17 protein-coding genes and 1 pseudogene are annotated in these 14,440 nt (G+C 58.5%); 2 read left to right on the forward strand and 16 right to left on the reverse strand.

Features of this window, described 5'->3' with window-relative positions; all coding sequences use genetic code 11:
* Positions 1–5: 5 nt before the first annotated feature.
* From AC0L2O_RS27705 to AC0L2O_RS27745, 9 genes are all read right to left on the reverse strand, one after another.
* The gene (locus AC0L2O_RS27705) at positions 6–365 is read right to left on the reverse strand and encodes a DUF3024 domain-containing protein (protein WP_409190660.1); all 360 of its coding nucleotides are present in this window, start codon (positions 363–365) and stop codon (positions 6–8) included.
* An 11-nt stretch (positions 366–376) separates the two neighbouring features.
* Positions 377–616, reverse strand: coding sequence for a nitrogen fixation protein NifZ (locus AC0L2O_RS27710; RefSeq protein ID WP_369726371.1), 240 nt, complete (start codon positions 614–616; stop codon positions 377–379).
* Positions 613–933: a nitrogen fixation protein NifZ gene (locus AC0L2O_RS27715; protein ID WP_369726372.1), complete on the reverse strand. Its 321-nt coding sequence runs from the start codon at positions 931–933 to the stop codon at positions 613–615. The genes AC0L2O_RS27710 and AC0L2O_RS27715 overlap by 4 nt, the downstream gene beginning before the upstream one ends.
* A gap of 1,104 nt (positions 934–2,037) precedes the next feature.
* Entirely contained in the window at positions 2,038–2,262 is a 225-nt protein-coding gene (locus AC0L2O_RS27720) for a 4Fe-4S binding protein (RefSeq protein WP_473322524.1), read from the reverse strand.
* A 16-nt stretch (positions 2,263–2,278) separates the two neighbouring features.
* Positions 2,279–3,832 (reverse strand): nitrogenase cofactor biosynthesis protein NifB, encoded by a 1,554-nt coding sequence (nifB, locus tag AC0L2O_RS27725; RefSeq protein ID WP_473371957.1) that lies wholly within the window; start codon positions 3,830–3,832, stop codon positions 2,279–2,281.
* An 848-nt stretch (positions 3,833–4,680) separates the two neighbouring features.
* Positions 4,681–4,905: a putative nitrogen fixation protein NifT gene (gene nifT / locus AC0L2O_RS27730; protein ID WP_473371958.1), complete on the reverse strand. Its 225-nt coding sequence runs from the start codon at positions 4,903–4,905 to the stop codon at positions 4,681–4,683.
* Complete coding sequence (gene nifS / locus AC0L2O_RS27735) at positions 4,902–6,113, reverse strand: cysteine desulfurase NifS (RefSeq protein WP_473322529.1); 1,212 nt, start codon at positions 6,111–6,113, stop codon at positions 4,902–4,904. The genes nifT and nifS overlap by 4 nt, the downstream gene beginning before the upstream one ends.
* Before the next feature lie 8 nt (positions 6,114–6,121).
* Positions 6,122–6,283 carry a NifU family protein gene (locus AC0L2O_RS27740; protein WP_473322531.1) on the reverse strand — a complete coding sequence of 54 codons (162 nt, stop codon included), beginning with the start codon at positions 6,281–6,283 and terminating at the stop codon, positions 6,122–6,124.
* A gap of 160 nt (positions 6,284–6,443) precedes the next feature.
* Entirely contained in the window at positions 6,444–6,764 is a 321-nt protein-coding gene (locus AC0L2O_RS27745; RefSeq protein WP_473371959.1) for an iron-sulfur cluster assembly accessory protein, read from the reverse strand.
* A gap of 325 nt (positions 6,765–7,089) precedes the next feature.
* Between AC0L2O_RS27745 and AC0L2O_RS27750 the strand changes: the two genes are divergently transcribed.
* Both AC0L2O_RS27750 and AC0L2O_RS27755 read left to right on the forward strand, forming a co-directional pair.
* Positions 7,090–7,680 carry a hypothetical protein gene (locus tag AC0L2O_RS27750; protein WP_473371960.1) on the forward strand — a complete coding sequence of 197 codons (591 nt, stop codon included), beginning with the start codon at positions 7,090–7,092 and terminating at the stop codon, positions 7,678–7,680.
* A gap of 376 nt (positions 7,681–8,056) precedes the next feature.
* Entirely contained in the window at positions 8,057–8,197 is a 141-nt protein-coding gene (locus AC0L2O_RS27755; RefSeq protein ID WP_473371961.1) for a hypothetical protein, read from the forward strand.
* Between the two features lie 212 nt (positions 8,198–8,409).
* Here AC0L2O_RS27755 and AC0L2O_RS27760 read toward each other — a convergent pair.
* The 7 genes and pseudogenes from AC0L2O_RS27760 to nifN all read right to left on the reverse strand — a co-directional run.
* A pseudogene (locus AC0L2O_RS27760) lies at positions 8,410–9,022 on the reverse strand (Asd/ArgC dimerization domain-containing protein); the annotation flags it as partial.
* Positions 9,023–9,499: 477 nt separating this feature from the next.
* On the reverse strand, positions 9,500–10,675 hold the full coding sequence (locus AC0L2O_RS27765) for a TlpA disulfide reductase family protein (RefSeq protein ID WP_473371962.1): 1,176 nt from the start codon (positions 10,673–10,675) through the stop codon (positions 9,500–9,502).
* A 975-nt stretch (positions 10,676–11,650) separates the two neighbouring features.
* The gene (gene fdxB / locus AC0L2O_RS27770) at positions 11,651–11,932 is read right to left on the reverse strand and encodes a ferredoxin III, nif-specific (protein ID WP_473371963.1); all 282 of its coding nucleotides are present in this window, start codon (positions 11,930–11,932) and stop codon (positions 11,651–11,653) included.
* A 13-nt stretch (positions 11,933–11,945) separates the two neighbouring features.
* Positions 11,946–12,146: a CCE_0567 family metalloprotein gene (locus AC0L2O_RS27775; RefSeq protein WP_473371964.1), complete on the reverse strand. Its 201-nt coding sequence runs from the start codon at positions 12,144–12,146 to the stop codon at positions 11,946–11,948.
* Between the two features lie 7 nt (positions 12,147–12,153).
* Positions 12,154–12,624, reverse strand: a complete 471-nt coding sequence (locus AC0L2O_RS27780) for a NifX-associated nitrogen fixation protein (protein ID WP_473371965.1) — start codon at positions 12,622–12,624, stop codon at positions 12,154–12,156.
* A 10-nt stretch (positions 12,625–12,634) separates the two neighbouring features.
* Complete coding sequence (nifX, locus tag AC0L2O_RS27785; RefSeq protein ID WP_473322586.1) at positions 12,635–13,030, reverse strand: nitrogen fixation protein NifX; 396 nt, start codon at positions 13,028–13,030, stop codon at positions 12,635–12,637.
* 22 nt (positions 13,031–13,052) lie between these two features.
* Positions 13,053–14,435 (reverse strand): nitrogenase iron-molybdenum cofactor biosynthesis protein NifN, encoded by a 1,383-nt coding sequence (gene nifN, locus AC0L2O_RS27790; protein ID WP_369726384.1) that lies wholly within the window; start codon positions 14,433–14,435, stop codon positions 13,053–13,055.
* Between the last annotated feature and the right edge of the window lie 5 nt (positions 14,436–14,440).

Raw genomic sequence — 14,440 nt, forward strand, 5'->3', positions numbered from 1 at the left:
AATCCTTATTGCCAAAACAAACGTTCAGGGTCGGCGTTCAGAACCGCTGTCGCCAAGCCAAGCCGTTGATGGGTCGAATGCCACTCCCAGACGCCCTTGCGGTGATCTTTGCGGAACAGCTGCCATGCCGCCCCAGTCGTATCGTGGTGCAGCAGCGCAACCTCGACGAGGCCGCGCTCCGCATTGATATTGCCTGAGCAACACGGGCTCTCGACCAGATAGCCGCCAGGAACCGCAGTCACCTCTGGCGAGACATATCGGTAGCGCTCGCGCTTCGTGAGTGCGCGCACGATTCGCCATCGGTCGAGCTCGTTGGGATGGGCAGGCAAGCCGGAATGATGTCTTCTGATGATTGCCGCGTTCATTGCGCAATCTCCTAGACTGCAGAGATTTCTGCCTCGATGCAGCCAACCACCAACTGCTTGCCGAAGTCGACCATATAAATGAATAGGTTCGCTTCCGTATGGCAACCGATCTGGACGATCTCACCAATGTGCCCGACGCTGACCAAACACTCTTCCGGCGACGCGTCCGGAAAGGAACCGTCGTTGAGCAGATCTATCGCCGCCTTGACACGTTGGCCTGACTGGTATCTTGGCAGTCTTGGTTCGATCATCGGGCTGCCGCTCCTGGCAAGGAAGGCCCCTCGCCTTCGTGGCTTCGCCTGACTAGATCGAGCTCCTTGCCTTTCATGCCGACGCGATGGCCGGAGCCGAGGAATTCAACCCCATAGATATAAAATTGTTGTAGGAACGTGCCGATCGAGACGACATAGCCAAGCTCACCTTTCTTGACCAGAACCTCACCAATCTCCTTGCCCACATAGGTGCCGTCGTTGCGGATGGTGCGGTTGGCCCGCACCTTGTCGCCATAATCAAACAAGGGGCTGTCCGTCAGCTCGACGATCTCACTATCGCGGGCGATGTTGCTCATGCTATCGTCCCCGTTCCACAGTTCGATACAACGTCTCGCCAACGCCCTGCCTCACCGACCGCCCTATCATTATCCCCGATCAGCCGCGTCGATCCCCGCACGGCGGCGCGGTTTGCGATCACGGCTTGCATGAGCCTTTCGAGCCGGTGCAGCGCAACGCCCGCAACTGAAATCCAGATGCTCGAGATAACTATCCATGAGCCCATGGTTGATGTTGAACAAGCCCTCGATGCGGCACGCGCGTCCGTCATCGACGGAGGCATGGTTGAGCCGGCGGCGCGGCGAGCCGCGTGTTTCAGCGCCGGATGCGCACAGCCGGCGGAGTCGGCCTGATTACCCCGGCAACTGAGGGCATTGTGGACGTCACCATTCACGGTCCTGCCCATAGGCTCAAGCGCCCCATAATAACACCTCGGCGCCGATCTTGTGCGTGGTAGCGAGCCCCACCAGTCTCTGGACAGCTGCGTCGGTTGTCGGGTTGCCCGTAACGCAAGCAGGCGCAAGAGCATTGAACGAGAACAGGACGGCGCACGCCAGGGCCATTGCGGCCAAACTCGGGCTTGCTGGCGCCGAGAGCGCCACTCGGCAGGAAATCGTCTGCGCATCACGTGATCGGGTGCGAACGCGTTGGCTTGACGCAGGTAGATTTTCGGCAGGCTGATAGGATTACCCTGCCGCCCTGAGATGATGCTAGGTCGGCTCGACACCGCACGACCAACGCAGGAGTCGGTGAGGACACCCTCGTTTCTCTCGGATGGCGGACTGAAGAACGACCTGGACATGAATGTCGCCCGTTCAAGGATGGCTGCAGGGGAATGGATCGATGTCCCGGAACACGCGTCCGCTCTTCGTGGGCCCATCAGCGAATTCGATCCGCGACGCTCAAGACAGCGGGATTCGGGCGGACCGGAATCGTTTGACGCAGTCCCGCCGACGCCCGCGTCGCCAGAATATGGCTCGGTAGCTGGCGAATAGCTTGGCGACGAGGGCGAGCCTTCCATCCGGTTTGAGAAGGCGACAGCCGCGGTCGCCGCCGTTCAATGCGGAGCATCAACCGCCCGAGTTTCTGAACGGCTAGTGTCGTCATGACATCCATCGTGGCCCTCAAGCAGGCTCCTGCTGACGCGGCAGCGCCGCGTCGAGCACGCATGTATTGTCAACGGGGCAAACCGCCACGCATTGTGGCTCGTCAAAGTAGCCGGCGCACTCGGTGCATTTCTCAGGATCAATCAGGAAAACGCCGGCTCGCTCGGAAATAGCGAGGTTCGGGCATTGCGTTTCGCACGCCGAACAGCCCGTGCATTGCGACACGATGATCTTGAATGGCATTATCTCGAACCCATCCTCAGGCGGCGGAAGTCAGCGAGTTGGAGCAGGCCGCCGCATCGACCCTTTCAACGTGATTGATCTTCCCCTCATTGACTTTATCGAGATAGAGTTGGAACCAGGCGGTGACCGAGCCATCGATGAACTCGCAGGCGTACCGATCGACCGGCTCTATGCCGGCCTTGATCAATTCGGCCTTCGGGCAGCCGCCGATCTTTGACACGAATATGGCGTGGCAATCCTTGATGGCGCCGATGGCGATTTCGAGCTTGCTGTCCTCGCCGTGACCACCTTGGCAATAGGAATGGATTGCTCGATGACCAACGTATTTTGCGCCTGAAGTCGAGAGCTCGTAGACCTGGAACTCCTTGGCATGACCGAAGTGCTGGTTGATCAATCCCGAGCCCTTGGTTGCAACCGCCACCAGCACCTTGATTTCGCTGGACGCGCTGGCGAGCCGCGCAAGCGCCTCCTGCTTGGCCACAAGGTTCGCGGTGCGCGCCTTCTCAACCTTAGCCTGATACTCCTTCCGGGCCTGCTCGTCGTATTTGATGTCCATCGCCATGATTTTCTCCATGGTGAACTCCGCGCCACGGTCCTCCCCGAGCAGTCCGACGGCGTCGGCCCGGCACTGGCGACAGTGACGCATCATGTTCATCTCGCTTTCGCAGCTATCCTGCAATGCTGTCACTTCCTGTGCAGTCGGGCCGCGTTGCCCCCTGAGGCCGAAGACGGTCCCATGCTCCGGCGACGATATCAGCGGCATCACATTATGCAGGAAGGCGCCGCGCGACTTCACGGCCTTGTTAACCTCGACCAGATGCTGATCGTTAATCCCGGGGATCATCACCGAGTTGACCTTGCACAGGACGCCGCGCGCGGTGAGCATCTCCAGCCCTTGGAGCTGTCGATTGCTGAGTATTCTCGCGGCTTCGATGCCGGTGTAACGCTTGTGGCCGTAAAAGATCCAGGGATGGATCTTTGCACCAATTTCTGGATCGATCATGTTGATCGTGATCGTCACGTGGTCGACCTTGAGTCTCGCAATCGTGTCGACATGATCGGGTAGCGCAAGACCGTTCGTCGAGAGGCACAGCTTGATATCTGGCGCGAGCTTATTGACGAGCTCGAACGTCCTGAATGTCTTGTCCGGGTTCGCGAGCGGATCGCCAGGACCCGCAACGCCGACCACGCTCATCTGAGGGATCGCGGAAGCGACCGCCAGCACCTTCTTGGCGGCCTGCTCCGGCGTCAACTTTTCGCTGACAATGCCAGGACGCGATTCATTCGCGCAATCGTACTTGCGATTGCAGTAATTGCATTGGATATTGCAGGCGGGTGCGACCGCGACATGCATGCGGGCATAATGGTGGTGCGCCTCCTCGCTGTAACAGGGATGGTTCTTCACTTTTTCCCAGATCTCAATTGGCAGATTAGCGATGCCAGCCTGAGATCCGCAGCTTGCCTTACCGCTGCCACCGATCGTACCGCAGCCCTTGTGCTTCACCATGACTTGCATGGTCTCGCTGATCTTGCCGCTGCAGGATACCTGGTGTTGCGCTGAAGTACTCATTATTCCAATTCTTTTCGCAAGCCGAACCCTTTCGGTTTCTGAAAAGCCAAAAGCAAATGGCGTGCCATTCCGGCCACAATGATTTTTACAGTTCGCTTCAAGCAGTTAGCTAATGCCTGGTCGAATGTCAGATTTATCAAGTCATGTTGGAAAGCTGACAGGGATTGCGATCACAACAGCGCTGACACCATTGTTTTGAGGAGCGGTAGGCTGCTTCAGCGTATAGCTTCGGCGAACCGCATGCGGGCGTCGCTTGAAAGTTGATCTTCCGTCAGAATGTGACGCCTAGGCAAAGCACAATGCGCAAAAGACGTTCCGGACGCTTTGAAGGACACCTTGATAAGGCGAGCCCTCCTAGAAGCAGAGAAAACGCAGTCCAGTGACTGACCTATGCCATGGAAGATCACGCGGACCCCTGCGTGATGTTCGGAAGGGCATTGTCAACGAGCTGAAGAGAAACGCCCCCTCGCCAGGGTCGGGGATCATCACGAAGGTTGATACTTCTGAGCCTGCGATCTGGGCCGGCGCGCGACTCAACTATTCAAAGCTGAACCTTATGGAGTCCAGCCATTGGCCTGACGCTGTTAAGACGCGTGGAATGCAACGAGCGGCCTGGCGGTCGCCGAAAAGGGGGAGGTCGCGAAGGCCTCCCATCAACGCTATCGCGCTGGCCGGATGCCTCGATGCTGCGCCCCGGCCAAGATACTGCCTTTGGCATCGTGCGGCAGCACGATCTTGGTTCCGAACAAGGCTGCAAGGACTGTCGCGTTGACCGGTATGCCCGCACCGCGCCCGCCAAGACTTCCCTGGACATCGCCTGTTTGACGACGTCTGTAGACTCGGAGCGTTCATTTTTCGGTTGCTTCGCCGCCGCGCTTCTTGGCGTTTATGGTGATTGGTAGGGTGGTGTCGCTCGCCATCGCCGGTAGGTCGAGCACCCAGCCGTTTGCGATTTTAATCCAACCACCCCACAGCGTCTCGTGCTCCCAGTCGACGATCGGCTCCTCAAGATCTTTCTTGGGTACATAAATCGAAAGGCCTCTCTCGGGTGAACGACGAATCATGACTTTCACAGGGGCTCTGCAGGTTGCGAACTCTCGCCCGCACGCTCCTGACACGCACGCCACAAGGCTCTCTGTTTGGAAGTAATGTGCGCCAGGACTTGCAGCACACGATCGATCTCATCCGTCGCCGTCTCTCGCGAGAGCGAGAAGCGAACCGCACCCCGCAAAAAGGCCGGTGCTACTCTCATCGCGCGCAGGACATGGGACGGCTCCATCGAGCCGCACGCGCAGGCTGAACCGAGTGAGGTGGCAATTCCGTCACGATTCAGGTGGTGGACGATGGCCTCCGCTTCGAGATGCTCGAAGGCAATATTAGAGGTATTTGGCAGGCGGTTTTTGATATCACCAAGCGCGATGCATCCGCCGAGAGCGAGAATGCCTCGCTCCAGCCGGTCGCGAAGGGCGCAAATCTGGATCTGATCTTGTATGAGGTGTGCCGCCGCGAGTTCCGCCGCCTTGCCGAGCCCAACAATGCCTGGGACATTTTCGGTGCCAGCGCGGCGACGCCGCTCTTGCACGCCGCCGAAGATCAGCGGCCGGAACTTAATGTCCTTGCGCACATACAGCGCGCCGACGCCCTTCGGACCATGGAGCTTGTGGCCGGAGAGCGACAGCATATCGATGTCCGTCGTCTTCAGGTCAATGGGAATCCGACCGACGGCCTGGACTGCATCGGTGTGAAAGAGCGCGCCGACTGAGCGCGCCATCTTGGCGAGGGACTTCACCGGAAAGATCGTACCGGTCTCATTATTAGCCCACATAATCGAGGCGACTGACGTACGCTCCGACAAGACGTTGCCATAGCTCTCGATGTCCAATCGACCGCTTGCATCGACCGGAATGACGTGGATCTTGAATCCTCGTCGGCCCAGCTCCTCGGCAAGAGACAGCACGGCCGAATGCTCAACTGCGGTTGTGACGATCTCGTCGCGTCCTTCCTGCACGGCGAGCGCGGACAGGATCGCAGTGTTGTCAGATTCCGTCGCGCCGGAGGTGAAAACGATCTCGTGATCGAATGCCGCGCCAATGAGAGCCTGCACATTTCGGCGCGCCTGCGTCAATGCGGGTGCAACCTCAATGCCGAATGCATGCCCGGACGACGCATTGCCGAATTGCTCAGAGAAGAACGGCAGCATCGCGGCGACCACCAAGGGATGTGCAGGGGTCGTGGCGTTATTGTCCAGGTAAATCGACCGCACGGAGAGTTCGCTCTGCATTTAAGCCCTCACTTTGGCAGCTCCGGGGAACGGATCAGGCGGACAAACTTTCCGAGCCGCTCGATCAGGCGCGCCTGAATGGCGGCGAGCGTCGTGCCCGCAAGCTTGCATACCATGCAAGCGCCGGTTAGCCCGACCATGATCTTGTTGCCGTCTATCGATGAGGTCACAATGTCCCCGATCGCGCCTGAGGCTTGGCCGACTCTCATCGAGCACGGCGCGGACAATCCGCTCGCGATCGGAAGGCTCGATGGTCGAAGACTGCTTCGTCCGTTCAGCCTTCAGGCCCATGTTCGATGCTCATTCCATTGCCAAGCGTACCAAGGCGACTCAGCTGAACGATTTGCCGCAGGAACAGCTCGCTTTGGCATTTGGGTTATCGAAGCGGAATCCTGATCCTTCGAGCGACACCACGAAATCGATCGTGGTGCCGTTGAGATGCGCCCGGCTCGCGTTGTCGACAAACACTTTAATCCCGCCTTGCTCGAACACGGTCTCATCGGAGCTTGGCTCATGAGCAAGACCCATTTTATATGTGAATCCCTGGCAGCCGCCGCCTTCGATCATGATCCGCAAACCGCTTGTCGGCTGCGCTGTCGAGGAGATTGCGGCCTTCAATGCGGTGATGGCGCTGTCCGTTAGGTTGATCATCTCTGGCTCGTTCTCAGTTCTGTCGCAAAGCACAAATGGCAAATCCCATGCCAGTCGAGATGCAGATGAAACCAGCTTCTGTTGCAGAGGCCCACCATTCGATTTGCGACCTGTCGGGTTCGCGACAGGCGGTTTTCCGGCAGCAGGATGTCATGCAGGCGAGGCCTCGTGATGGTGGCAGCAGGTATCCACGCAAATCGCGCCAAGCCGCCGTTTACGCTCTACGTCGCCGCAGACATCGCGGACGGCAAACAACTTGCAGGAAGGTGGGGGACACGTCGCATTGGGCGACCCGTGCACACCACAAACTGATGAGGAGCCTGCCATGACCTCGATCGCCAACACCGCTCTTGGCCCGCTGGACAAGGAGGGGCGGTTGCTGAATGCGGTGCTTAAGAGTGCAACAACGAAGTCGGGCCGGTTTGGATTTCGAGGCGACATCGCGCTGAAGTTCCAAGCCCAGCTCGCCGACGAAAAAAGACCGCCGGATTATTCCATCGAACAAGTTCTTGCAATTGCACAGGAAGGCGAACCAACCATCCCAGTCCTTGCCGGATATCTGCATTCTTTCGCTTATCTACCCGAGGCCGCGAAGGTGCTGGATGGCAGGCTGAGCCCCAAAGGCAGCTATTTCATCTTCTGCAGCAACATTGATCTGCTCGCGAAGTACCGCACGAAAATAGGGGACATCACCTTCCGGATTCTGCCATGCAACGAATCAACCGTATGGAAGGAGATGATGGACCTCGCCGGCATCGACAAGAACGATCTCAAAAAGCTCGGTACCGCCGCGAGGCTCGACTACTTGCTTGATGCCGCCAAGGAAATCGATGGATCATACACGGAGATCTCATACGAGGACGGCCTAGCCAAAATGGAGCCGGTGAAGAACAGAAGCGAAAACCGCCCAGTCTGAGGCATCGCCTCAGCCCCCTTTCTCGCCAGCTCGACAGTCCGCCGCAAAGAGATTCACTGCAAACGCTTCGCCTGCGGCGGGCTCCTTCAAAAACGTTGGCCATGCACTTCCGGCCCAGCTTTTCGGGCAGGTGACATGCCCACTCTGCTGGTCGTGTGATGGCCAAGAGCACTGTCGTCATCACGGTGAGGCCGGCTCACCGCGACGGTCCGACTGACAGGGTCTATCGTGATCAGGACATTCCAAGTCTGACCGGTTCATGGTCGCGGTCACACTTCAAAGGGCCGATCGACGGTGTGTGGATTGGCTTTGGCGTTGTGCTCCAGGCCTTTGCCGGCCTCAGCGGCGCTGAGATGTCGCGCGAGGAGCGATCACTATGCTGATGTTCAAGGAAGGGCCACCGGTGATCCGGACATTCCGGGGCTGCGCGATACCCGTGCTGCGGAAAGCCAGCGCCATCCGCGACTGGAGCGACCACGATGGATGCAGAACTCGCGCCGACCCGGATGCGCGGTAGCGCACGTGCGAAATCGCCCGGCAGAATCCGCCGCAGGGAGTGTGGAGGACGAAGTGGTCGCCGAAGGGGTGGAGGTGCGGCAACTGTGTAGGAGTGCCCGAGTACCCGTCGCTGTAATCAGCAGCACCCGCGAGGTCGAGCAGGCGGGTGGATTTCCCGTCAGCCTCGGCTTCGGCCACCCAGGCTTAGACCTATCGTCGGTGTGCGCCTGATTACAGGCCCAGCAACAGCCCTGCGATCTGCATGGCGTTCAGCGCCGCGCCTTTGAGCAGTTGATCCGCCGCCACGAACATCGAGATCTGATGCCCTGAGGGATCGCCAAGGTCCTTGTGGATGCGGCCGACCAGAACATCACCCTGGCCAGCCGCGTCGATCGGTATCGGACTTCGTTTTTTGGTGCGGTCGGACGACCTTCACGCCGGGCGCTTGCGCCATGATCGGGCGCACATGCTCCTCGCTGATCGGCTTCTCGCATTCGAAGTTGATGGGCGCGCAGCACGGGTACGCGGATGCAGGTCACGCCAGTCACGATTATCCCGTCATCGAAGGTCTTGAAAGTTGGCAATTGAGATTGACACGCGTGAACTTCAGGAACCTCTTCCTTCGCAGCGGCGCCGGCCCCGCTGGCGGCCCGGTAAGTTGCGCTTATCACGCGCTGATGCGGTTCTTCTGGTGGATCGGCCAAAGCAGCACCAGCGCGGTGATCGCGGCGCACTTCGGGTTAGCGATGATACCCTTGCGGTCGCGGACGCGGGCCGCATTGATCTCGAGGATCACCAGCGGCAGGTTCGGATCCATTCGGAAAGCGGAGGAGTTGTCGATCAAGAAGCATTCGAGATCGGACACTCTCAAGTCGCCTTCAGCATTTTCTAAAGCGGCCACCTCCTTTTCTAGAACAACAAGTTCTGTTCATTATGCTAGCCCAATAGAGCATGGGATTCACGTCTGCGGCGGCGCAACCGGTAGAAGACTGCTAGATCGAACCTCGATGCTGGATTTCAATTCTTCGAAGGTGCGGTTTGTGCCGGCAAAGACGAACATAACTGCGTGAGTAATGCTTGATGTGAGCAGCAGATCGATAGTATCGAGCTACAAACCAGAGTATGTAAAAACGGCGGAGCCGGCATCGCTTGAATACAGGCACTAACGAGACACCAAGCAACGAAGGGCCGCAGGGCGTGGCATCGCTCGTTGTCGGCTAGGTTTTCCTTGTGAACTGCGTGTCGCAATCGCCCTGAATGATTCTGCTGGTCGCGAGCGTTTCGAAGGCGCTTAATTGGGCCCGATGGCGCGTTTTTCTGATTAACATTTCTCTTCATGTCTCCTCCTGCGGCTGGACGTGGGAGCTCCAGGAGACTTCTCTCGCGGAACCGAACAAGACCCGCCGCAAGAAACCTTGTCGTCCCTGTAGTTGGCCAAGGCTTGGAGCAGCCCCGGCATATAATACTTCTTCGCACCCTCCCTCATTGATTCCGGCATAGCTTTCGGATCGTCTAGCCATGCCATCGCCCGCTCGATCAGCTCGATCGCATGTTGCTTGTCACCACTCTCGTGGTAGTACTGAGCGACCACCATATAAGAAGAGCAGTTGAGGCCGCCGAAGGCCTGCCCAGGATTGAGGATGTGTTCCGAAACATCCCTGCCGATCGCAAAGCGTTCCGCACGCGGAAGGTGCGTGTTGTCGTTCTCCGCATAAAAGAGTTGCCTCATCGCGCCAACCAGCGCACTCAAAGCCTCTGACTGTTTCTCAATCGCATCTCGAACCAGTTGGCGTAAGACCTGGAAACCAGTCGCCGTGTCGCGCATTTTGTGAAGCAAAAGATGCGCATGAATCTCCCGGAAGTGGAGATTGTCCGGCGTCGCGGCAATGCCCTCTTCGACGGCTAATAGCGCTGTCGGCCAGTCCTTTGCTTCCATCGCTGCTCCAATTCTCCGGCGCATTGAGCGTTCGCGCGCTAGGCGCTGGCCTTCCGCAATCCGTTTCGCATCAGCGGCTTTAGCTTGATAGCTGCTGCGCCAAGTGCCGTTTATTATTTTCGGCAAGACGTCGTCGAGTGTGATCGGATGACCGATAAAGGCAATGTGGCCGTCGCGGTCGACGACGAACGATGTCGGAATCCCAACAGATGAGCTGGCATCCATCCAAACCTTGTTCATTTCGCCCGTACTGTCGAACCCGATTCGATAGTTCAAATTTGAGAACTTCTCAGTCAACCATGCGTCCAACTTGGTGCGAGCCTCATCCGCCGTTGGTGCTTGTTCCCTAGCTGCGACTCCGACGACCTCAAGCCCCTCGTCTTTGTATTTTGCTTGCAGCTCAATGAGATGGGGCATCGCCTCCTCACATGGACCGCACCAGCTTGCCCAAAATTCGACGATGTACACTTTCCCTGGCTGGAAGTTCGTAAGGGGGTCGCCACGCAGCCAGTTCTCGACTTTGAGCGAAGGAGCCGGGGTCGCCATGCACAGCACCATCATTTCTTCTCCAAAGTCAGTTGTTGCGAGAGCTTGCCTCTACACTGAGTTAGCAATCACCGTGCCAGGCGCTCCGCGCTCACTAAGCACATGAAAAAGCTTTAAGAAAAACATCCGCACGCCCAATAGGTCCACTGTAGCCTGACATGCTTTGCGTGAGCGTCAGGTTTCGGGCACGCAACGCGCCCTTCGGGTCGCCAAAACGCGAATGCGCATCCGCAAGCCGCGACGTAGGCTTCGCCGTAACGCTCAGCGGCGGGCTCAGGGCGCTCACCGAGTTAAGGATCACCCCTTACTGCCGCGCGATCTAGCCGGGGTGCCCAAGGCCGCTCACATCAAGTGCCGAGCGTCTCTTGATCTGGCGCAAAGGCGGAGACTGCGCGCGCAGCCCTGAACCAGGCTATGCTAGCCAGCCGACAGGCTGCTCACGAGCATTTCTGCCGCACTGATGGGCGGTGACCTGTCCATTGATTGGCACGTGCATCGATCAGTTCGACCCAGCGCTCCCGTGTTATGCGGGTTGCCTTGGACGTGCGGTTCCTGACAATCTCAAATTGGGTGGCCGCGTACTGGTTGCTCCAACCTGGCTCGGGGGATGGTGGAGCAGAGTTAGCCGCGCGTACTCAATACAGTGAGAACGACGTGAAACCATGCAGAATGTCGCAACCAAAGTCACCTAGCCCATCAACTCCTTGCGCCGTGGTCACTGTAGTCCGCGAGCACGAGACGGCGTGGTCTTGTCATTTGACCGATCCCCGAAGGACAGCCGACAGTCCATGTTCGGGCACGGTCAACTCAGGAAAGCTGGGTTGGCGCCAACAGCGCAGGTTGGATGTCGCACGTTGGCAAATAGCAAATGAATCTCCGACTGGGCTTCGATATTGAACATCGCACAGTAGATGTCGTCGGCTCCACCGGATCTCCCGACTTGCCTTCGTCTCTGACAAAGCAGCCCTATTGATAGCGGAGAAAGTCGCTTCAAGCCCGTGACGCGTGCGTCTGACAGTTTGTTGGACACACCCGCGCGCAGGCGGTGCAGCCGATGCAAGCGCCTTCGTCATTCAGCACCATGACCTTTTTTTCGAGCTCATCGTCCTCATCGAGATCGATGATTTGGCCACCCTCGCTTAGCCCCTTCAGCGTCATGACCTCGCGGCCGCAAGCCTTATAGCAGCGGCCGCAGCCGATGCACTTCTTGAGATCGATAGAAACCAGGTAATCCGGTTCCCAACTGCGGCCGTCGCGGGTCCTAAATGACATGGCTTGAGATCCGCTATGCTTTGTCTAGCGCTTGGAGATCTTGGCGCTTGCTTTCGAGCTCGCTGAAAGCAGCGTGGGCCTTCTGCGCCACACTCAGGATCGAGCACCAGTTGACCGGCAGCTCCTCGGAGAGGTCGTGGAGGTCCATCTTGGCTTGGGTCGCCTTCGCCGACAGCTTCTTTATTTCCGCTTTCAGCGCTTCAACATCGTTCATGCTTGCCTCAATAATTCGACACTTCCGGGAACTTACGGATCATCTCAACGCCACTGCTGACGAATTTGTCGCCTTGATCAGCGAGATCAGAGAAATGGTCGAAACCAAAGCGATGCACGTCGCGCAGCTGCTTGCTCACGACAACGAGCCGGCCGCCGATCAACACGATCCGACCGAACCCTTCGTTGTGCATCTTCAGCATTGGGGAGATCATCACTCCGGTCGCCTTCTCGATCGAGAGCGCAACCGCGTTAAAGAACAGCTCCAGCCGCCATGTCGTCTCGGGGTCGGGATTGCCGACAATAGGCAGCGCACGGCGCTTGTGCTTGTCGAGAACGTAGGGCTCGAGCAAATCGAGATCCTTCTTGCCCTCCCAGGCACCGTGGGAGTCCTGGGCGCGCCAGATCTTGACGAGCTCTTTCAGAAATGGCTGCTCCGCCACCGCGGCGGCTGGAGTGACTTCGGACATACCTCCCATCCTAGTTCCTTCAGGTTTCGAAATCCACTGTACGTTCCGGGTCTTTGGCGAGCAGCTTCCGCAGCCAGGGCGGCGGCGAGCCCTTCAGCACGGTTTCGAGTTTAACGCAAAGTTCGATGATGGGCTCTGGTTGCAGCACCTTCATCGGATGGATCTTGCTCGCGACGACTCGTGCGGCACCCGAGCCGCCGATCGCCGCAACATAGAGGATTGCGCAGTCCCTGATCGCCTCGATCTTGGGCGCGAGCTTATCCTCATTGCCGTCTTCCGTGAGGTCACCACCGAACTGGATCGCCTCAATGAACCGATGCCCCTCCGGGCCAACCTCGTAGATCGCGATGTTCTTGGCCCAACCGAAGTGCGCATCGACATGCTTCAAGTCCTGAGTGGCGAATGCAACTTTCATCCGATGTTGTTTTCTTTCCTGCTCAATGCAACCCAGGCGAAACGACCTGCAGGTCAGAGTTGGTGGATCGCCAGGTGTCAGGCGTCGGCCCATGGTTGAGTTCGCGGTCGGTGATGATGAGATTGGCGATGTCAAAGATCAGGTCGCGCGTGCCGCGATAGCCAACCGTTGTGAGGTGCGCAGCGCCAACGCGATCGAACATCGGAAAGCCCACCCGGAAGAATGGAATATTGAGTCGCGAAGCGGCCTGGCGGCCATGTGAATGCGACATCAAGAGGTCGCAGTCACGCGACCTGGCAAGCTCTTCAAGATCCTCCAGATCGCCGATCAGGACATTCTCGGTCCTGACCCGCTGCAGCACCGGGGAGTTCGTCGTCGTCACCGCAGCAGTGACCTGCGCCCCCATCTCATGGAGCGAGTTGGAGAGGTCAAATAACAAATCCGGCTCGGCGCCGATCGCGAGCTTGCGGCCGCCGATATGGAAATGAGCATCCAGCATGGCGTCTGCCAGCTGTCCACGCTGCCGGCGATATTTCGAGGGTACTGACCGGCCGGTGATCTGGCTCAAGAACGCCATAAAATCGTCGTTTGGGATAAGGCCACAGAGCCGCTCGAACAGACGGAACGGCGCGCCTGTCCGCACCTGCATGGTCTCGGCCGCACGGCGCATTTGCGCGCCGATCGCGATCGTCCAGGCCACCTGCCCCATGGTCGCAATTTCGTCCACTCCAATCCCCCCGATTGTAGTCGGCGTGAATTCGTCGGGGATGTGGCCGTCCAGGGACCCTGCAAGGTCCGGCAGGAAGGAGGGCTTGAGACCGAAATCCTCAAAGATCGTGCGAAGCTCGTCGAGGTCGCCGGGCGTGAGGTGGCAACCAGGTAGCACGTTAACGCGGGAGGCATCGCGCGGTCTGGCTGGGTCGAACGGTGCCACAAGCACCTCGATCATCCGCGCCACCGTCTTCCCCCAGCCATCCTGAAAGGCATCCTTGAAATCCGGGGTCGAGACGTAGACAAGGGGGAGCTTTTCGAGCTGCGGGTGCTTCTGTCGGATCAACCGGATGAAGGCTTCGACGTCATCGCCGTTGGTCTCGGTGACCCCAGTTGAATTGATGCCAATGATCTCGGGCTCGGCGCGATTGTAGATGTTGAGGATCGCTTGTTCGAGATTCTCGTGGCCGCCGAGCACGGTTGCAACCTCGCTCATAGCAGTTGTCTGCATCGGCACGGCTTCATTGAAATGGCGCACGAACAGCGTCAGCCCAAAGGAGGCGCAACCTTGCGGGCCGTGCAAAAGCGGCATCGCGCCGCGCAACCCCATGAAGGCAAATGAGCCGCCGATCGGCTGACTCATCTTGAGCGGATTGACCGAACAGGCTTTCTTCGAGGTAGTGACGATCGCCATGTCCC

The sequence above is a fragment of the Bradyrhizobium sp. Kon10 genome (genome assembly GCF_055807395.1).

Bases quoted from the DNA above. Each gene is read 5' to 3' on its own strand.
- nifB (WP_473371957.1), bottom strand. From the start codon at position 3,832: ATGAGTACTTCAGCGCAACACCAGGTATCCTGCAGCGGCAAGATCAGC.
- nifS (WP_473322529.1), bottom strand. From the start codon at position 6,113: ATGCAGAGCGAACTCTCCGTGCGGTCGATTTACCTGGACAATAACGCC.
- nifX (WP_473322586.1), bottom strand. From the start codon at position 13,030: ATGAAAGTTGCATTCGCCACTCAGGACTTGAAGCATGTCGATGCGCAC.
- fdxB (WP_473371963.1), bottom strand. From the start codon at position 11,932: ATGTCATTTAGGACCCGCGACGGCCGCAGTTGGGAACCGGATTACCTG.
- AC0L2O_RS27775 (WP_473371964.1), bottom strand. From the start codon at position 12,146: ATGAACGATGTTGAAGCGCTGAAAGCGGAAATAAAGAAGCTGTCGGCG.
- AC0L2O_RS27780 (WP_473371965.1), bottom strand. From the start codon at position 12,624: ATGGGAGGTATGTCCGAAGTCACTCCAGCCGCCGCGGTGGCGGAGCAG.
- AC0L2O_RS27715 (WP_369726372.1), bottom strand. From the start codon at position 933: ATGAGCAACATCGCCCGCGATAGTGAGATCGTCGAGCTGACGGACAGC.
- nifN (WP_369726384.1), bottom strand. From the start codon at position 14,435: ATGGCGATCGTCACTACCTCGAAGAAAGCCTGTTCGGTCAATCCGCTC.
- AC0L2O_RS27750 (WP_473371960.1), top strand. From the start codon at position 7,090: ATGACCTCGATCGCCAACACCGCTCTTGGCCCGCTGGACAAGGAGGGG.
- AC0L2O_RS27705 (WP_409190660.1), bottom strand. From the start codon at position 365: ATGAACGCGGCAATCATCAGAAGACATCATTCCGGCTTGCCTGCCCAT.
- AC0L2O_RS27765 (WP_473371962.1), bottom strand. From the start codon at position 10,675: ATGATGGTGCTGTGCATGGCGACCCCGGCTCCTTCGCTCAAAGTCGAG.
- AC0L2O_RS27755 (WP_473371961.1), top strand. From the start codon at position 8,057: ATGCTGATGTTCAAGGAAGGGCCACCGGTGATCCGGACATTCCGGGGC.
- AC0L2O_RS27720 (WP_473322524.1), bottom strand. From the start codon at position 2,262: ATGCCATTCAAGATCATCGTGTCGCAATGCACGGGCTGTTCGGCGTGC.
- AC0L2O_RS27745 (WP_473371959.1), bottom strand. From the start codon at position 6,764: ATGATCAACCTAACGGACAGCGCCATCACCGCATTGAAGGCCGCAATC.
- AC0L2O_RS27710 (WP_369726371.1), bottom strand. From the start codon at position 616: ATGATCGAACCAAGACTGCCAAGATACCAGTCAGGCCAACGTGTCAAG.